Source organism: Pseudomonas sp. AIG, assembly GCF_977020205.1.
In genome coordinates, this window is sequence record NZ_CDROCK010000033.1 from 21,857 (window position 1) to 38,149 (window position 16,293).

Here is a 16,293-nt window from a genome sequence, read left to right on the forward strand (position 1 = left end):
TGCCGGCTCAAACGGCATTTCGTGATCACTCTAAACCTAAATGACCTGGCAATTACTGCTTAGTTCTTGACCACCGGAATCTCGAGATCTCCGGCGTGAAACTTTATGGCCAAAGCGATCAATGGAATGTAAGCCAAAAGCACACCCGAAGCACCGTCCAAACCGAGGCTCGTGACACAAAAGGCAATGGGCAACAGCCAGAACAGATTGATCACTCCGACCGCAACAGTGACCGGTAAGTGTTTGCCAAAGCGACGTGAAGCGAACTGGTAGGCATGACTACGATGTGCTTCATAGATCTTTTCTCCTCTCAGCATGCGATGAAACAGCGTGTACGTAGCGTCGACAATGAACACACCAAGCAAAATCATCCAGGCCCAGAGCATCGGTGCGCTCCCCCATGCCGCCTGCAGAGACAATCCGCCAAGGACGATGCCCAGAAACCCACTGCCAGCGTCGCCCATGAATATCCGTGCCGGAGGGAAGTTCCAGTATAGAAAGCCGCTAACGGCAGCAGCGAGCAACAAAGGCGCCCAGATCAGATTCTCCAATCCCGACAACCAGTAAAGCAGACACGCACCGACGCAGGCACAAATCGCTTCTACACTGGCGATTCCGTCAATGCCATCCATGAAGTTGTAAAGATTGAGTAGCCACACAAGATAAAAAGCACCCAGCACAAAGCCCAGCCAACCCAGCTCGATCGAGGTACCGAACAACTCAACGGGTGGTATGCCCCCTATCCACCCCAACAACCACAAAGCTGAAGCAAAATGACCCAACAATCGCCATCGCGCGGCGATATGCCCGTGATCATCCATGAATCCAATCAGGGCAATGGCAGCACCGCCCCCTGCCATCGCGAAAAAAAACCGGGCGGAAATCAAATCCGTGAAAAACAGAGCGCTCAGGGACAAGATAAATGCAACAACAATCGCTACACCGCCACCACGTGGCGTAGCCACAACATGAGAGCTGCGTGCATTGGGAACATCCATCAGACTTCGAGATATCGCGTACCGGCGCAAAACAGCAGTCAGCAAAAAAGAAATACCGAAAACCAATGGAATGAAATATCCGTAACTCATCTTTTGCGAGACTCCAGAAAATGCTCAGCCGTCGCCTTCAAACCCTCATCCAGGGTGAAGGGTGGACGCCAGCCTAACAACTCTCGATTCTTCTTGATATCGACCTGTAGCGAGCCGAAAAGCCGTTGAGCGACTGCACCTCGCCCCACCAGGCTAGCGAAGAACTTCAGTAGCGAAACAGGAATAGGGACGAGCCAGGTTTTTCTACCCAAGAAAGTCAGAAGACGTTGCATCAATTGGGTTGTAGAAACATCTTCATCATCACTGACCAGAAACACCTGGTTTGCGGCACGAGGATGATCGACACACGTACTGACCAAATCAACGACGTTATCCAGTGAAACGAGACTTCGCAGGTTGTGAACATATCCGAAAGGCATTGGAATACCCTTCGTGAGCCAGTGCATCATTTGACGAAAGTTCGCACCTACACCTGGACCATAAATTAGTACAGGGCGGATGATTACAACTTCTATTGCGCCTGTCTGGGCAAGCTGCATTAGTTGCTGCTCTGCTTCGTATTTGGAGATCCCATAAGCATCTGATGGGAGCGGAGTGTCGCTGGCACTAAAGGCATGGCCAAGCAGAGTAGCTTCGCCATTGACCTTGATAGAACTAATATAGATGAACCTTTTGGCACCGGCCGCGACTGCCTGCCGTGCCAGACAAAGTGTTCCTTTGACATTAACCGCGCGAAACTCTTCAATCGATTGTGCCGAGTCTTCCTGCATGACATGCACTCGCGCCGCAGCATGTACAACAACATCCACACCAGTTAGAGACTCGCCCCAGTCGGTATTGTCACCGATATCTGATACAAGGGTCACCGTTACTATTTCTGGTAACTTAGCACTGACATTACGGAGTGGAGCCACAACGGAAACATCTGAAAAAGTGGCAAAATGCTGAACCAAGGACCTTCCAAGAAATCCCGTCGCACCGGTGACAAGTATTTTTTTTGGCATTTTTAACCGATTCGGGGGGAGCAGAGGCTCAATTTATCACGAAAAGCGTGCAGGAGACATTACTGTAAAGCGTGCTAAAAAGATTCTGACAGCTGATAAAGTAGGGATTTTGAGGCCGACACGCGCAACATCATACTGTGTGCGTGCGACCATGATGAACTGTGCAGCATCAAACGAAGCGAAGACTACTTGTGATGTAGACGCGCTCCATTAATCCTGACGGGATATTCCACCAACAATTAAAGCTTTTTGTTCGGAGTAAAACCCCGAAATATCTTTTTGAGGGCACGGGAAAGGGTGAGTTTTATGCCACCCTCATACATGGAGATCTCAACCAACAACCAATAATGCGTCAAGCTTCTGACAAATCTATCCCAGAAAGAACTATGAATAGGCAATGTTTTACTATTGCTCAAGAGTCGTGCACCCTGCTGAAAAAGAGTAGCCCATTGAGCTGCAACAACAACGATATCAAATCTGCTATGCACGTCGTTGTACGCCCGATCAGCAATAGCCAGCCTTTGCTGATCATCATCCAAATAAAGCTTGATCGCAGCTATCCAACATTCGGCGACATTGTCATTTATTAGCAAGCCGGTAACTCCATCTACGACCGAATCAACGTAGCTTTCAGAGTCAGTATATATTCCTGCACAACGAAATGCGGAATATTCCCGGTACTTGTTGTTTGTTTTATACCTGTTGGATGTTTTGTCCCCCAGAGGCGCCAAACCGATTTTCCAACCCCGCTGCTCCTGAAACGCAATATACTCAGCATAGCTGCTCATATGCCCAAAAAACCTTACCCTGGAACATTGCTCCAACCACTTCGGAAGACAGCCGACAAACTCAAAAACCACGTCACTCCTTTTCGCAAGAAAATATGGAATGACATCCTTGAGCACCTCCAAATCGGCATCACGTGATGGGCTTCCCGCAAAACCGATCCGATACTCGGAGGTTGCCTCGATATCATCAGATCGCAGTAATGAGAAGTCAAAAAAAGCGGGGAGAAGTACCGTATTACGATTTTTCGGAAGTATAAATTCCCTAAGTGCAACTGAATTAGTAATTACAACATTTGCTTTTTCAACTGCGAATTTTAGCGATCGTCGGATAATCGGATGCTGATAGTATTTTGCAAGAGGCGTATCGCCGTCTATCAACCAGAAATTATCGTCAATATAATAGAAATAAGGAATATTACTGCGTCTTAGGCACTGCATCCATGAGATAGCAACCGGATCCACCGTTCTCACGAATAAAGGCAGTGCATTACTCGAGAGAACCTGTTCATCAAGTTCAGTAAGATAGACCTTCTTATATCTAACGCCTAGGTTGGAGCATTCGGATAGTAGCTGTTCGGTTAACTGAGTTGTCGCGATATCCGCTTCGACAATCAGTAGAACATCAATACTGAAATCAGCGTCAATCTTCATTGGAAAAACATACGTATGGAACTAATTTAGTAGCACGCAAGGGCCAACGGGATGCAACTGAACACTCCAGGACCTTGACACCAACACTCAAATTTCGCCCAAAAAAACGGATAAAGGCAATATCTTCCTGCTTGAATTTCTTACCAATAGAAAAATCCACCACTCCAACGATACTGACTCCGGAAAGCATTTCTAACGAATTCCATAAAACATTATTATCTTTGCCCACCAGTTCGACGCCCAGTTGCGCGTCCTGAGTGTCTGCAGACAAATACACACATACAGAAACAGAGTTGCACTCGCCAGTACCGCCTACCTGATACTCAACATATCCGTCACTTGGTATGTCTCTACCAATTCGATAATCTCTCGGCTCATGGGAAGAAAAGTTAGCGATGAGATACTCGTCAAAACGCTTTAAATCCGAATCAGATAAATCAGGCCCAGACATCAGCAACCCAATCAACTTTTCGTTTCTAAGTAACTTGCGCTCACATTCAGCAACATAGTCTCGTTGCTCTTTCAGCCTCTCACCTAAAACATTCTCAGCATAGGAAACAGTAGAGAATTTCTCCTCTTCATGTGCCTCGGTATCAACCCTGGATTTCTGCAACGCTGGAGTATCCAAAAATGGATAGCTACCCAGATTTTCAGTCAAAGCGACGTAATCAGCTTCATTATCCTCCTTCCAAACAACCAGATGATATGCAATCTGATGGCAAACATCAGTCAAATGTTGACGCAGTTCTATTCGACATGAAGGATCCATCTTGCTGAATCTTGGAAAATAAAAAAACTCCATCCGCAACAGTCGAATTTCCAATCCGGGATTCGAATTGTCGGATTGCGACAGCCCCCACGTGACTGCGTGAGGATGGTAGTACTCTTTTTTATCTATAGGCGCCCAAGAGCAACTCGACCAAAATCTTGGTGTATGCTCGTTAAACACTTGAAGATGATAAGGATTTGCCAAGTTGAGCTTTTGCTCGTAATAAGGCACGACAATACAAATCTGAGCTTTATGCTTACATACGCGATAAAGCTCCCTCATTGTAAACATCAGATCTGAGACGTGTTCCAAACTATGAGCCGCGTGCACAAGCTCAATAGAGTCGTCTTCAAAAGGCAACGGTTTATCAAGATCCGCTACCACTTGAACACCCGGCAGCGGGAATCTGTCGACACCGACAAATCCCGGAAGGCATTTTGGCCCACAGCCTACATCTAACTTCATCGGCAATACCTATACAGTCGATATTTCCACGAATGGATATACAGGCAGACGCTTCAAACCCGCATAACGATATTTAACCAGCTCAAACATATAAACTGGATGAGAAGCCCGTGCAAAAACACGAAGCTTATAGTCAGTCAATGAACCAACACTGACATAATCCACAGAAAACTCAACCGGCAACGATAGATCTACGGAGTTGAGCGGTATGAATTTATTGAGGATAATTTCACCGGACGGACCAACCAACTCGATACCAATGAGTCCATCTTGAAGCCCGTCAGTAGCAAAGGCGAGTAAAATGGACCTGATGTTTGCTGAAGCATTAATTGCATACTCCAGATATGGAACATCATGTAATGACTTGGACATTTCAAGAATGATATCCGTGCCACCATTTTTAGCGGAAAGAGAAAACTCTTTCAAACGACGGAATTCCGGCATCAGGCTCGCCCACAAATCGTGTTTGCGAGCCATAAACCCCAAACGTTTGGAGACCGAAGCTCCGTGCCTCCATCTAGCCAGTTCTTCAAGGCTGGCAATCAACTTCTGCGGGCTTTTTATCGAGTCATTACTCGCAATAGGAACGCCCACACATTGATTTCGAGCAAGAAGTTTCAACCTGCTCTCGACAGTAGTGAAACCGTTGAATGCCGCCCCCTTGGATATCGAATCCAAAACCTGACAACTGGTCGAACCAGAAAAAAACTCCGCACAGAACTTTCTATTGTTTTCTTTGAATTTGGAAATGGTCGACTCATCCAAACTTTCCAACATCTCTGACCAAGAGCGCGCGCTAAACGGTGAAGACACGACATAGCCGATGCCGAGATCTTTCACCTGGGAATACGGAAAATAATCAGGAACCACGAGCGCTGCACCAACAACATCAGCAGACTTTGCAACGTTCATTGTTTTATATATATTATTCGAAGAACTACTTGGCGCATGAACCAGTATATCCGGACTGTGTTTGGCAATCTGCAAAAGTGCGGACTCCCAATTAAGCTCATGCGGTATTGCCACCAACTCCATTCGATCGTGCTGTTTAAATTCTTCAGCTAGTGCCGGACTAGCGCCGCCGACAACCAATTTAATTCTTCTACCCGACTCAACGTACTTGAGAAGCGCCGGCATTACGACATCCTTGAGCGCAGAAAGCCGATGCCCCCCTCCCGCGAAGGCGATAACCAAACTATCGAGTTCTACTGCACGTTCACTGGCAACTATCTTAAGATCGCAAAACGCTGGTGGAAACAGCATTACGTTAGAGTGTAGCAAATGCTCTTCAAAATAATCCTGAAGGGTCCGAGTGCTCGTCAATACGCCCGAATAATCACTAAGCTTGCGTCGTAATGTCGGCTTACTGACATCTTCAAAACCAATAACCTCTTTATCTTCCTGAAGAAGAGTAAGATTATCATCGATAAAATAATAGCAGGGAATCTGCATCTTCTTTGCAGCTTCGACCCACTCTGAAAATGGTTCCAACTGTCGAACAACTATTAAACAACTCGCATGTGCGATTTCTGCGATTGGCCAGTTCCATGGACGAATAATCCGAATTCGGCTCTTCCAATGCTCCGGCAAGTAGTCGAAGGTTACAGTTGTGCTCGCATCGTAATGACACGAAAGCACCAAAATTTTCCGGCTGTCATTCGAATTTAGTTGTGAACTTTCGACACTTATACGTTTTCTAGTACGTGCATGAGCAACTGCCATTTCTCTCGCAGTGACAGCTGTGCAGTACGACGTAAACTCCGGCAAACTAAAAATATCATATTCGCCGATATTTTCTGGGCGTAGTGAAACATTACGCTCCTGTTTGATTCGTTCTTCCGACGCCCAACTGTCTAACGCATAAGTTTTACCCAGACTATCATCCGTTGCGGGCCCCCCCACTTCTCCAACACTTACATCTACATAACGGAGAATATACTTTCTTGCAATCCTTCTCCATAGATCCCAATCACATACGCGAGTCATGAGAATGTGCGGATCGTACAGGCCTATGTCGTCAAAAATAAATCGAGGTACCAATACGGCGTTATTGGCAATGAAATTCCAGCAATTAATATTATTAGTCGACAAGCTGGCACCTAAATGCTCAACTTTATCCTCGCCTGATCCTAACTCGTTGACCCTCATAGCAACCGATCCATAAACAACTTGATCAGGAGTCATCTGAGCGTGGGCGTAAAGCTCTCGCAATGCGTCAGGAAAGAAAATATCGTCATCAAACGCGAAGGCAATATAGCTCCCACGAGACTTCGAATATGCTTCATATTCAGAAATCGCAGGTAACCCGATATTTTCAGGGTGACGAAGGCAACTAACCCGCCCGTCCTTCGCCATAAATTCCGCTATAATATCAGCACTGCCATCGGTACTAGCGTCGTCAACAATAATCAACTCGAGTTCAGCCAATGTCTGACTCAATACTGATTCTATTGCCTTACGAAACTTTCCACTTTTTGCTCGCCGAAATGTGGGTAACAAAACCGAAATAATCGGTTTACTGTCACCGTAGGAGCTTCCTGGCAGCCATTGGGTTTCGCGAATGAGATCTTTAACTTTCATGTGCGAAACCCTAGGCAGTTGTCGAGTAATTTTCGGAGTAAGCTTTCAGTACTTGGTCAGTTTTTCCATCCATGCGAAGCTTTCCTTTTTCCAACCAGATGGTGCGTTCGCAAAAGTCACTGACCAAATCTGGAGAGTGGCTCGAGAAAACCAAAATCTTGCCCTGAGTCATGAATTTTTTCATGCGTTCTTGAGCTTTGTGAGCAAAGTTAATATCACCCGCCCCCATAACCTCATCAAGCAGGAGAACTTCGGGGTTAATCGCCGTAGAAACGGAGAATGCCAAACGAATGAACATACCCGCGGAGTAAGTGCGCACCGGGTAGTTCAAAAACTCACCCAGCTCCGAAAATTCAGCAATTTCTTGCATTTTTGCGTTGATTTCTTTTGGCTTAAGCCCCAACAGCAACGCGCGGATTTTTATATTGTCCCAACCGGACTGGTTCATCTCAAAACCTGTCGCGAACTCAAACATTGGGCATACATGGCCCTGTGTTTGAGCAACCCCTGTAGTGGTAGGGTAAATGCGAGCCATTACTTTCAGCAGCGTACTTTTGCCAGCACCATTCAGACCAATCAAGCCGACGCGCTCTCCTTTTTCAATAGAGAGATTAATATTGGAAAGCGCGTTGATTTTGTACTCTTTTGTATTAGTAGTCGCCGGCCGACGCAGTATCTTATTTTTTACCCGACCTAGAAGATCAGTCTGGCCAGTAAAGACGACACTTGCATCTCGCAAAACTATTGAAATATCGCTCATAGCATATAAACCAGTTTCTTATCCATTTTAGAACCAAGGACTATGCAGACAACCCATAGAAGCGTTAGATAAGCAGCACAAAACATGTAGTCCTGCTTGACTGCAAACGTCCCCTCCAAAATTGGAAATCTTATGACGTCTACCAAGTAGTACAATGGATTGTACTTATAGACAAAATCAAAACCTCGGTCTTTAAGCATAGCGACAGGAAACAAGACAGGTGTAATAAAAAACAGAACCTGAAAAATACCGGTCAATGCATGCGGCAAATCTCTGAAACGAGCAGAGAGATATGCACTCAGAGTAATGTGCCCCAACCCTGCTACTAAAAGTATCCCAAGACCTGGCAAAGCGTACAACCATCCCATTGGGTTAAAGCGATCAAAAAACAACAACGTACCGATTAAGGCCACAACCCCGATCAACATTACCGCAAATAAGGTGACCAGCACTCGAAATAGATAAATTTGTTTCGGAAAGGAGAACTGCTTGATATAGCCTTCCGAACTTATAAATGCGTAACCGCCTTCTACAAAGGAGGCAACCAGAAAGCCCCAAATTATTAAACCACATGTGAGGTAAGGAAGAAATTCCGCCATAGGTTGTTTAAGGAGAACTCCATAAACCATACCCGCGCCCAAAACCATCATCGCGAGGTTTATAAGTATCCAAAAAGGACCTATCGCCGAGCGGCGAAAGCGGGCCTTGATATCCTGAAGCCCCATAAACAACCACACACGCCACTCAAGAAGCGACTTTAATGCATTGGGTAAAAAACTATTCTGACTGATCATCTAAAGCCTATTTAGCTCAAGCACTATTAATTTACCGTTACGGGAAACTTCGTTGAAGCCCAGCTTTTCGTATAACTTAATCGCCCGGACGTTTTCTTCCAGAACTTCTAGAAATACACTCTCAAGCGCAAGCTGCTGCCAACACGTTTCAATCAACAGTTGGCAGCCTCGCTTGATATAACCTTTACCCGCGTTGTCTGGCGCTGCAAGAAAGCGTCCGACTTCGGCGCGCTTTCTCTGCAGATCCACGCCATAAACAGCGCATTGCCCAACCAACTCACCATCTGCCGCGATGACGAACACAAAATCATCAGACTTTTTTGAATAGGACTCGAACCACTTTACGTGATTGTCCCATTCAATGATGTTTGAGTTAATAAACCACCGGCGGTTTTCGTCTCGGTTTCGCCAGTCCAGGGTCGACTGTAAATCAGCCACCTCCAGTAGACGGATCTCGACGACTTCATCAGATGTTGAGTGGAGGGTAGGTTTCATTTTGCGTACTTGGCTACCAATTGAGATACGGTGTCTACATCGGCCTTACTGAGGCCCATGTGTACCGGGAGCGAGATAATTTCCTGGGATGCCAATGCTGCCTTAGGGCAGGTGCCATTACCATGCGCATACATACGATACTCCGTGTTATCACGGTAATGTACGCCTGGGTATACCTGGTGCTCATTGAGGGCCAGCATCAGCTCTTCACGGTTTTTGACACGAATTTGCACAAGGTGAGTCGACGACTCACATTCTGGATTAATTTCAATAAAGCGTACTTTATCGTTACCTTCCAGGTTTTCGCGATACCACTTGGCGAGCTGGCGACGGTAAGCGTTATCACGATCCAGGTACTTCAACGCAACCAGGCCCATGACAGCCATGATCGAGTTGCCGTGGTATTTGAAGCCGACTTCTTCAACATCGTACATCCACTTGTACGCGCCCTGAGCGGCAGTACGAGCGTAAGTATCCTTGTTGATACCCAACCAGCTCATCTTGCGCACGCGCTCGTCATCTTCAGCATTTTTGAAGCAGATCATGCCCGAATCGGCTGTTGCCAGGTTTTTTACCGCCTGGAAGCTGAACACCACTACGTCCGCTTCTGGGCATACATGACGCCCATTGATGCGAGTACCCGACATGTGGGCAGCGTCTAGAATCAAAGCAATGTTACGTGCTTTGCAGATTTCCAGGATTTTCGAGTATTGACCGACGTTGCCACCAATACCTACGAAAATCAGCGCCTTGGTCTTGTCGGTGATGCGCTGCTCTACGCTGGCAGGGTCCAGACACAGCGACTCGTCAACATCTGCGAATACTGGTGTCAGGCCTGCGCAGAGAATGGCGTGGTTGGTCGATACGAAAGTCAGTGGAGTCGTAATGACTTCTGCATCATCGCCCCATCCATTTTTTGTCTTGAGCAAGCGGAAAGCCAGTTCCAGACCTACGGTGTTCGACGAAAGAAAATGCGCGTGCGGCAGTCCGGTATAGGACTTCCATGCTTCTTCCATCTCAACAGTTTTAAAACCTAACCCAGTCCAGCCTTTCTCAAGACATTCACGAATACCTTCAAGGCATTCGTCGACACGAAATTTAGGTACAAACAGTTGAATTGACATGTATTTAGCCTCGAATCACAAGTGCTGTGCGGTTTAAATTTTTATCCAATTACATCTTTTTTGCAGAAAGGCCCGACGTTAAACTGGCCAACTGCGTACAAAGTCAATGACTCTCGTGTTCCAAGAGGCGCTTGAGGTACTTTCCGTAGCCGTTTTTGATTAATGGCATGGCTAACGCGAGCAACTGCTCGTCCGATATCCATCCTTTTCGCCATGCCAACTCTTCAGGGCATGCGACCTTAAGGCCTTGTCGGTTTTCCAGGGTTGCAATGAAATGACTCGCCTCTAGCAGAGACTCATGAGTCCCTGTATCCAGCCAGGCATAACCCCTTCCCATGATTTCAACAGAGAGCTCGTTACGCTCCAGATAGACACGGTTCACATCCGTGATTTCCAACTCGCCACGCTCAGAGGGTTTAATACTTTTGGCAATTTCGACGACGTTTGCATCGTAAAAATAAAGGCCGGTCACGGCATAGCTGGATTTAGGCTCTGCCGGTTTTTCCTCCAGACTGATTGCTTTGCCCGACTTGTCAAACTCAACCACGCCATAGCGCTCAGGGTCATTCACGTGATATGCAAAGACACTTGCACCGCCGTCACGCTGCATGGCATTTGCCAAAAGTTCCTGGAAGTCGTGGCCATGATAGATGTTGTCGCCCAGCACCAAAGCACACGCATTACCGTCGAGAAATTCCTCGCCAATAATAAATGCCTGGGCTAAGCCATCCGGTGACGGCTGAACCGCATAACTTAGATTGATTCCCCACTTGGCACCGTCCCCCAAAAGCTGCTCGAAGCGTGGGGTATCCTGTGGCGTGGAGATAATCAATATATCTCTGATCCCTGCCAGCATTAATGTGCTGAGAGGATAATAAATCATCGGCTTATCAAAAACCGGAAGCAACTGCTTCGATATTGCGAGTGTTGCTGGATGCAGACGCGTACCAGAACCACCCGCTAGAATTATACCTTTACGATACATAATCATCCCTGCCTAGCCATATCAGAAAGCGTTCTTTTTACATAAGTCTTCCAATCTGGAATATTTATATTGAACGCATTTTGAATTTTACTATTGTCCAGTCTTGAGCTTTTCGGCCGGACTGCTTTCGTAGGATACTCAGAACCACTCACAGCACGTATATCGTGCTCTGTACAGTTAAGAGGAATTCCTAGATTTAATGCCTCTGAAACCAAATAGCGGGCGTACTCGTACCAGCTCGCATAGCCCGAAGAAACCAAATGGTACGTACCACTAAGAGCCTCGGCCCCCGTACCATTCAGAATTCGATATAGGCAAAGCACGGTAGTATCCGCAACGAGCGAAGCACTCGTCGGCGCACCGGCTTGATCATCCACGACCGAGAATTCTGACTTGGATGCCGCGAGGTTCAAAATTGTTTTTGCAAAATTGCGCCCCCGCGTGGAATAAACCCAGCTGGTTCTAAGTAAAAGATGATTGCAGCCACTACTGACAACTGCACGCTCGCCCAATGCTTTTGACCTGCCATATGCATTCAACGGATCAGGGGAATCAGTCTCTCCGTATGGAAGTTCGGAGGCGCCGTTAAAAACATAATCGGTTGAATAATGTACAAGCCACGCATCATTCTCCGCCGCGTAGTCAGCCAGCACTTTCACCAAATGAAAGTTAATTGCCTGTGCGTCATCTTCGCAGGTCTCTGCCAGCTCAACGGCGTTATAGGCAGCCGCATTGACAATAACGTCGGGGCGTTCTTGACGAAGATAATCCGACACAGCATTTAAGTCAGCAAGGTCAAGTTTACTTCGATCGCTAGCCACAACGTTCCCAAGCAAAGGTAGGGAGCGCTGTAACTCCCAGCCTACTTGCCCATTACTTCCAAATAAAACAATTTTCTTCATGTGTACTGCCTGCTTACCCAATCACGATAAGCTCCGCTAGTGACATTACCTACCCACACCTGATTATCGAGATACCACTCGACAGTCTTCCGGATACCGGTCTCGAATGTTTCCGCTGGTTTCCAACCCAACTCACGCTCAAGTTTCCGAGCGTCAATGGCATAACGACGGTCGTGACCCGGGCGATCGGTAACAAAAGCGATCTGCTGGTGGTAAGGTTGGCCATCACTGCGAGGGCGCAACTCGTCGAGCAAACCGCAAACAGTGTGAACGATGTCGAGATTAGGCTTCTCGTTCCAGCCGCCTACGTTATAGGTCTCTCCGAGCAATCCGGCTTCGAGTACACGGCGAATAGCACTGCAGTGGTCTTTGACGTATAGCCAGTCGCGAATTTGCTGGCCGTCGCCATACACAGGCAAAGACTTACCGGCAAGGGCGTTGACGATGATCAACGGAATAAGCTTTTCCGGAAAATGGTACGGGCCGTAGTTGTTCGAGCAGTTGGTCGTCAGAACAGGCAAGCCATAGGTATGGTGGTAAGCACGCACCAAGTGGTCACTTGCAGCCTTGCTCGCCGAATAGGGACTGTTCGGCTCATACTGATGGGTCTCGGTGAACGCAGGATCATCTTTTGCCAGCGACCCATAAACCTCATCCGTGGAAACGTGCAGGAAGCGGAACGCCTCTTTTGCACCCAGCTCGAGTCCGCCCCAATAAGCTCGCACTGCTTCCAATAGTCGGAACGTCCCGACAATATTGGTTTCGATGAAATCTTCCGGACCGTGAATTGACCGATCGACGTGGGATTCAGCGGCGAAATTGAGGATCGCACGAGGCTGGTGCTCGTTTAGCAAGCGCGTTGCCAGCGCACTATCACCGATATCACCTTGCACAAACACATGCCGCGCATCTCCGTCCAGACTTGCCAGGCTTTCCAGGTTCCCGGCATAGGTCAGCTTGTCCAGGTTGATCACCTGTTCATCCGACTGCGCCAGCCAGTCCAGTACAAAGTTCGCCCCGATAAAACCGGCACCGCCGGTGACTAAGATGGTCATAAATTTAGATCTTTTTCAGTAGAACCACGAGAATAAGCCCCAGGTTTCCAAACAACGTCTGCCGGTATATACCGGCCCGCTGAAAACCCAGGATTCTTGAAAAGAGTTTCTGAGTACGTGCTTTTTTGAATCGAGTCAGAGTCACCTGATGCTCAGGGCTCAAGCGATGATACATCGCTTCTAGCGCATTGATGATCTGATCATTCCACCTGCAGAATAGGCCTTGAAAAATCAGTGGCAAACGCTTGAGGCGCGCAGACCAACCTGAGTTCCCACCGATCAGGTTTTCCTCATGCTGGCGATAAAGGAGCATAGGCTCAGGATCGTAATGAACCTCGCCACCCGCTCCGGAAACAAGAAGGTAAGCCCACCAATCGTGGCATGGAACATCGACGCGATCACCCGCCTCTAACAACAGGTCGCGCGCAGCCCGGTTAAAGACCATGGTGTTGCCACCACCAATACTCTGAACCAGTGCATTTGAGAAATGGGGAGGAAGACTAAAACGTGGCGAATACCCGCACGAGGCACCCGACTCGCCAATCAGCTCTGTACGTCCACAGTAGAGAGCCGGGACCTGATCGGGTACTCCCTGTAACCAAGCAAGCGCCTTCTCGAGCTTTGCATCCTTCCATATATCGTCCTGATCCGACCAGGCAAAAAAATCTGCCTCGATATCAGCTCGACTGGCCAAGGACAGGAAATTGGCTACAAACCCTCTTTTGGGACCTTTCGATACCTGGACGCGATCCGCCCCCATTTCAGTTCGAAATGTTTCCAAAATTTCCAGAGTTTGGTCTTGAGAGCCGTCGTCGGAAACATAAAGCGTCCAATTGCGATACGTTTGACGTTCAAGTGAGTCGAGTTGCTCAGCAAGAAATGATGCACCGTTGTATGTACACATAAGAATTGCGACATTCGCAATGTGCTCGCCAGCTACCTGGACGGCATTATCTGTACCAAAACACTGGCTGGAAACCGTCACAAAATCCCTCTTTGCACGAACCGTCGCCTCAAGAAGGCGCCCATCACTAATAAAAAAACAACAGATCTTTGCTTTTGCTCTTACCGCCCGATTGCGCATTCTACATCAATTGACGCGCCTCACACCCAAAAAAGCGACGACAGCCACGGCGGCTCTAGCCTGTCGCCGAGCTAGGCATAGCTGTATCCAAGAGATGTAAAACGGAAGATGGAGACGTGATGACATCGCAGGATTCCCCAGGTGAAGAAACGGGTAATCTGCGAGAAAAAGACATCCCCGGGATACCATATAGCCATCAGCGAGGAAAACAGAGCTACTGGCACGATAAGCGCAAACGATTACCGAGCAGCTAAACCTGCGCCATCAATGCGCCCTTTGAAAAGCCCTAAAACAGAAGAGCCCACACTTGCACAGATGTCTGCACGAGGCGAAATAGAACAGGTCCCGATCGTCAACAGCAATGATAGAACAAACTATCAGGTTTTACTCATCACCAACATCATTACCCAACAGACAATGAAAAATAACACTTTATCGCGAACACGACGTCGACAATGCCACGCACTAAAAGAAAGCTTAAACAATTGCGAGCGACTCAACGTAAACCAACTTGATACAAAGGGACTAGTATCACTCCCAACTACCCGGGCGATTAACTGCACTTGACCAAACCACCAGCCATTATTAATGGTTTTATAACGAGCAACCAAAGAGCGCAATCCGGTATTGGCGCCTACTTGATTACTATCATGCTGACGATAATCCATGGAAGGTATCGAATCAATGAACCATCGATATCCATGACTACGCGCATACGCGTAGAAAAACCAATCATGCAGACTTACGCCTTGCAAGGCATCCCAATTGGTCAGTACTGACAGCTTAATCGATTCTAACAATCGCTTGGTCAAAACATAAGTACAACCCGGGCCAGCCGCTTCGAACAGATAATCCCATGCAACTTGGGGTTGCGCCTTATCCAGCAACCTTGTCTTACCATCCAGCCAGAAGGCCGTGACATTACTGGAGTATGCATCAGACCGCTGCTGCTCAAGCATAGACACCGCACGCTGAAGCTTATCTAGGTACCAGATATCATCCTGATCAGCGAAAGCAAAAAACTCAAAATTGCCAACATCAACATCGCGGATCAATCGAAAGAAATTGCGAGATGCACCACCAAATCGCCCTACGGATGGCAACAGGATGACATTAGATAGGTTAGTTGCAAGCCTCGCACACCAGTCTTCAGTTCCGTCTGTCGAGGTATCCACACTGATATATATGGTAACTTCAACCCCAGACTGCTCAAGAATCGAAGCCACCTGATCCTCAATCCACCGCATTCCATTATAAGCTGCTAGCAAAACCGCAACTTTTGGTAATTTCACATTCATGCCATCCCACTTGTAGCGTTCAGCTCGGAAACCAAAAAAATTAAACTGCAGTCAACCGAGAGGACCTACAGCCTGCCTGCCTTAGCCCGCCAAAAACGGCCCGTCTAGATCGAGTGGCACAGCTCTACAAATGAAATGCTTGAACTCTTAAACGACACCATGAACCTTGGAGATAGCCAGTGGTACGCTGTACATGGCGGCCCTCTACCACAGAGTAACAATCAAACAATATGCTTACGTGACCGCCGGGAAAAACGCCCGAGAAACCAGCCGAGCACGGGACCGACAAGCATTCCGATCAGCAGCGCTAGGACCACGACTAGCGAGACCGGTAGCTGAGGCATCGACCACCCCAGAAACAACAAAGACACTGACTGCTGATTCTCCAGCACAAAAGCCAAAATCACTAACACCAGCAAAAGGACGAAAATACCAAGAAGCACGCGCTTGAGGTTACGCATTTGCGCCTCCCTGATAATAAGTAGCGAAG

The 16,293-nt window shown here is 47.6% G+C and carries 15 protein-coding genes; all 15 read right to left on the reverse strand.

The window, feature by feature from the left end; all coding sequences use genetic code 11:
• Window positions 1-59: 59 nt before the first annotated feature.
• The 15 genes from ACWR1S_RS18920 to ACWR1S_RS18990 all read right to left on the reverse strand — a co-directional run bounded on the left by ACWR1S_RS18920 (window position 60) and on the right by ACWR1S_RS18990 (window position 16,264).
• Window positions 60-1,088, reverse strand: a complete 1,029-nt coding sequence (locus ACWR1S_RS18920) for an MraY family glycosyltransferase (RefSeq protein ID WP_454564555.1) — start codon at window positions 1,086-1,088, stop codon at window positions 60-62.
• On the reverse strand, window positions 1,085-2,053 hold the full coding sequence (locus tag ACWR1S_RS18925) for a UDP-glucose 4-epimerase family protein (RefSeq protein ID WP_454564556.1): 969 nt from the start codon (window positions 2,051-2,053) through the stop codon (window positions 1,085-1,087). The genes ACWR1S_RS18920 and ACWR1S_RS18925 overlap by 4 nt, the downstream gene beginning before the upstream one ends.
• Before the next feature lie 239 nt (window positions 2,054-2,292).
• Window positions 2,293-3,492: a hypothetical protein gene (locus ACWR1S_RS18930; protein WP_454564557.1), complete on the reverse strand. Its 1,200-nt coding sequence runs from the start codon at window positions 3,490-3,492 to the stop codon at window positions 2,293-2,295.
• Window positions 3,482-4,726, reverse strand: coding sequence for a class I SAM-dependent methyltransferase (locus ACWR1S_RS18935; protein ID WP_454564558.1), 1,245 nt, complete (start codon window positions 4,724-4,726; stop codon window positions 3,482-3,484). Before ACWR1S_RS18935 ends, ACWR1S_RS18930 begins: the two co-directional genes overlap by 11 nt.
• Before the next feature lie 9 nt (window positions 4,727-4,735).
• On the reverse strand, window positions 4,736-7,306 hold the full coding sequence (locus ACWR1S_RS18940) for a glycosyltransferase family 2 protein (protein WP_454564559.1): 2,571 nt from the start codon (window positions 7,304-7,306) through the stop codon (window positions 4,736-4,738).
• A 10-nt stretch (window positions 7,307-7,316) separates the two neighbouring features.
• Window positions 7,317-8,066, reverse strand: coding sequence for an ABC transporter ATP-binding protein (locus ACWR1S_RS18945; protein WP_454564560.1), 750 nt, complete (start codon window positions 8,064-8,066; stop codon window positions 7,317-7,319).
• Window positions 8,063-8,860, reverse strand: a complete 798-nt coding sequence (locus tag ACWR1S_RS18950; RefSeq protein WP_454564561.1) for an ABC transporter permease — start codon at window positions 8,858-8,860, stop codon at window positions 8,063-8,065. Before ACWR1S_RS18950 ends, ACWR1S_RS18945 begins: the two co-directional genes overlap by 4 nt.
• Complete coding sequence (locus ACWR1S_RS18955) at window positions 8,861-9,355, reverse strand: GNAT family N-acetyltransferase (RefSeq protein WP_454564562.1); 495 nt, start codon at window positions 9,353-9,355, stop codon at window positions 8,861-8,863.
• The gene (locus tag ACWR1S_RS18960; RefSeq protein WP_454564563.1) at window positions 9,352-10,479 is read right to left on the reverse strand and encodes a DegT/DnrJ/EryC1/StrS family aminotransferase; all 1,128 of its coding nucleotides are present in this window, start codon (window positions 10,477-10,479) and stop codon (window positions 9,352-9,354) included. The genes ACWR1S_RS18955 and ACWR1S_RS18960 overlap by 4 nt, the downstream gene beginning before the upstream one ends.
• Window positions 10,480-10,582: 103 nt before the next feature.
• Window positions 10,583-11,464, reverse strand: coding sequence for a glucose-1-phosphate thymidylyltransferase RfbA (rfbA, locus tag ACWR1S_RS18965; protein ID WP_454564591.1), 882 nt, complete (start codon window positions 11,462-11,464; stop codon window positions 10,583-10,585).
• A gap of 2 nt (window positions 11,465-11,466) precedes the next feature.
• A complete protein-coding gene (rfbD, locus tag ACWR1S_RS18970; RefSeq protein ID WP_454564564.1) occupies window positions 11,467-12,366 on the reverse strand; it encodes a dTDP-4-dehydrorhamnose reductase in 900 nt (299 codons plus the stop codon).
• Window positions 12,363-13,421 (reverse strand): dTDP-glucose 4,6-dehydratase, encoded by a 1,059-nt coding sequence (rfbB, locus tag ACWR1S_RS18975; protein ID WP_454564565.1) that lies wholly within the window; start codon window positions 13,419-13,421, stop codon window positions 12,363-12,365. The genes rfbD and rfbB overlap by 4 nt, the downstream gene beginning before the upstream one ends.
• Window positions 13,422-13,425: 4 nt before the next feature.
• A complete protein-coding gene (locus ACWR1S_RS18980) occupies window positions 13,426-14,505 on the reverse strand; it encodes a glycosyltransferase family 2 protein (protein ID WP_454564566.1) in 1,080 nt (359 codons plus the stop codon).
• Between the two features lie 377 nt (window positions 14,506-14,882).
• A complete protein-coding gene (locus tag ACWR1S_RS18985) occupies window positions 14,883-15,803 on the reverse strand; it encodes a glycosyltransferase (RefSeq protein WP_454564567.1) in 921 nt (306 codons plus the stop codon).
• Between the two features lie 221 nt (window positions 15,804-16,024).
• Window positions 16,025-16,264: a lipopolysaccharide assembly protein LapA domain-containing protein gene (locus ACWR1S_RS18990; RefSeq protein WP_454564568.1), complete on the reverse strand. Its 240-nt coding sequence runs from the start codon at window positions 16,262-16,264 to the stop codon at window positions 16,025-16,027.
• Window positions 16,265-16,293: the final 29 nt, after the last annotated feature.

Excerpts from the sequence above, each read along its gene's own strand:
- ACWR1S_RS18980 (WP_454564566.1), bottom strand. The coding sequence starts at position 14,505 with ATGCGCAATCGGGCGGTAAGAGCAAAAGCAAAGATCTGTTGTTTTTTT.
- ACWR1S_RS18940 (WP_454564559.1), bottom strand. The coding sequence starts at position 7,306 with ATGAAAGTTAAAGATCTCATTCGCGAAACCCAATGGCTGCCAGGAAGC.
- rfbA (WP_454564591.1), bottom strand. The coding sequence starts at position 11,464 with ATGTATCGTAAAGGTATAATTCTAGCGGGTGGTTCTGGTACGCGTCTG.
- rfbB (WP_454564565.1), bottom strand. The coding sequence starts at position 13,421 with ATGACCATCTTAGTCACCGGCGGTGCCGGTTTTATCGGGGCGAACTTT.
- ACWR1S_RS18990 (WP_454564568.1), bottom strand. The coding sequence starts at position 16,264 with ATGCGTAACCTCAAGCGCGTGCTTCTTGGTATTTTCGTCCTTTTGCTG.
- ACWR1S_RS18935 (WP_454564558.1), bottom strand. The coding sequence starts at position 4,726 with ATGAAGTTAGATGTAGGCTGTGGGCCAAAATGCCTTCCGGGATTTGTC.
- ACWR1S_RS18920 (WP_454564555.1), bottom strand. The coding sequence starts at position 1,088 with ATGAGTTACGGATATTTCATTCCATTGGTTTTCGGTATTTCTTTTTTG.
- ACWR1S_RS18925 (WP_454564556.1), bottom strand. The coding sequence starts at position 2,053 with ATGCCAAAAAAAATACTTGTCACCGGTGCGACGGGATTTCTTGGAAGG.
- rfbD (WP_454564564.1), bottom strand. The coding sequence starts at position 12,366 with ATGAAGAAAATTGTTTTATTTGGAAGTAATGGGCAAGTAGGCTGGGAG.
- ACWR1S_RS18945 (WP_454564560.1), bottom strand. The coding sequence starts at position 8,066 with ATGAGCGATATTTCAATAGTTTTGCGAGATGCAAGTGTCGTCTTTACT.
- ACWR1S_RS18955 (WP_454564562.1), bottom strand. The coding sequence starts at position 9,355 with ATGAAACCTACCCTCCACTCAACATCTGATGAAGTCGTCGAGATCCGT.
- ACWR1S_RS18960 (WP_454564563.1), bottom strand. The coding sequence starts at position 10,479 with ATGTCAATTCAACTGTTTGTACCTAAATTTCGTGTCGACGAATGCCTT.
- ACWR1S_RS18985 (WP_454564567.1), bottom strand. The coding sequence starts at position 15,803 with ATGAATGTGAAATTACCAAAAGTTGCGGTTTTGCTAGCAGCTTATAAT.
- ACWR1S_RS18950 (WP_454564561.1), bottom strand. The coding sequence starts at position 8,860 with ATGATCAGTCAGAATAGTTTTTTACCCAATGCATTAAAGTCGCTTCTT.
- ACWR1S_RS18930 (WP_454564557.1), bottom strand. The coding sequence starts at position 3,492 with ATGAAGATTGACGCTGATTTCAGTATTGATGTTCTACTGATTGTCGAA.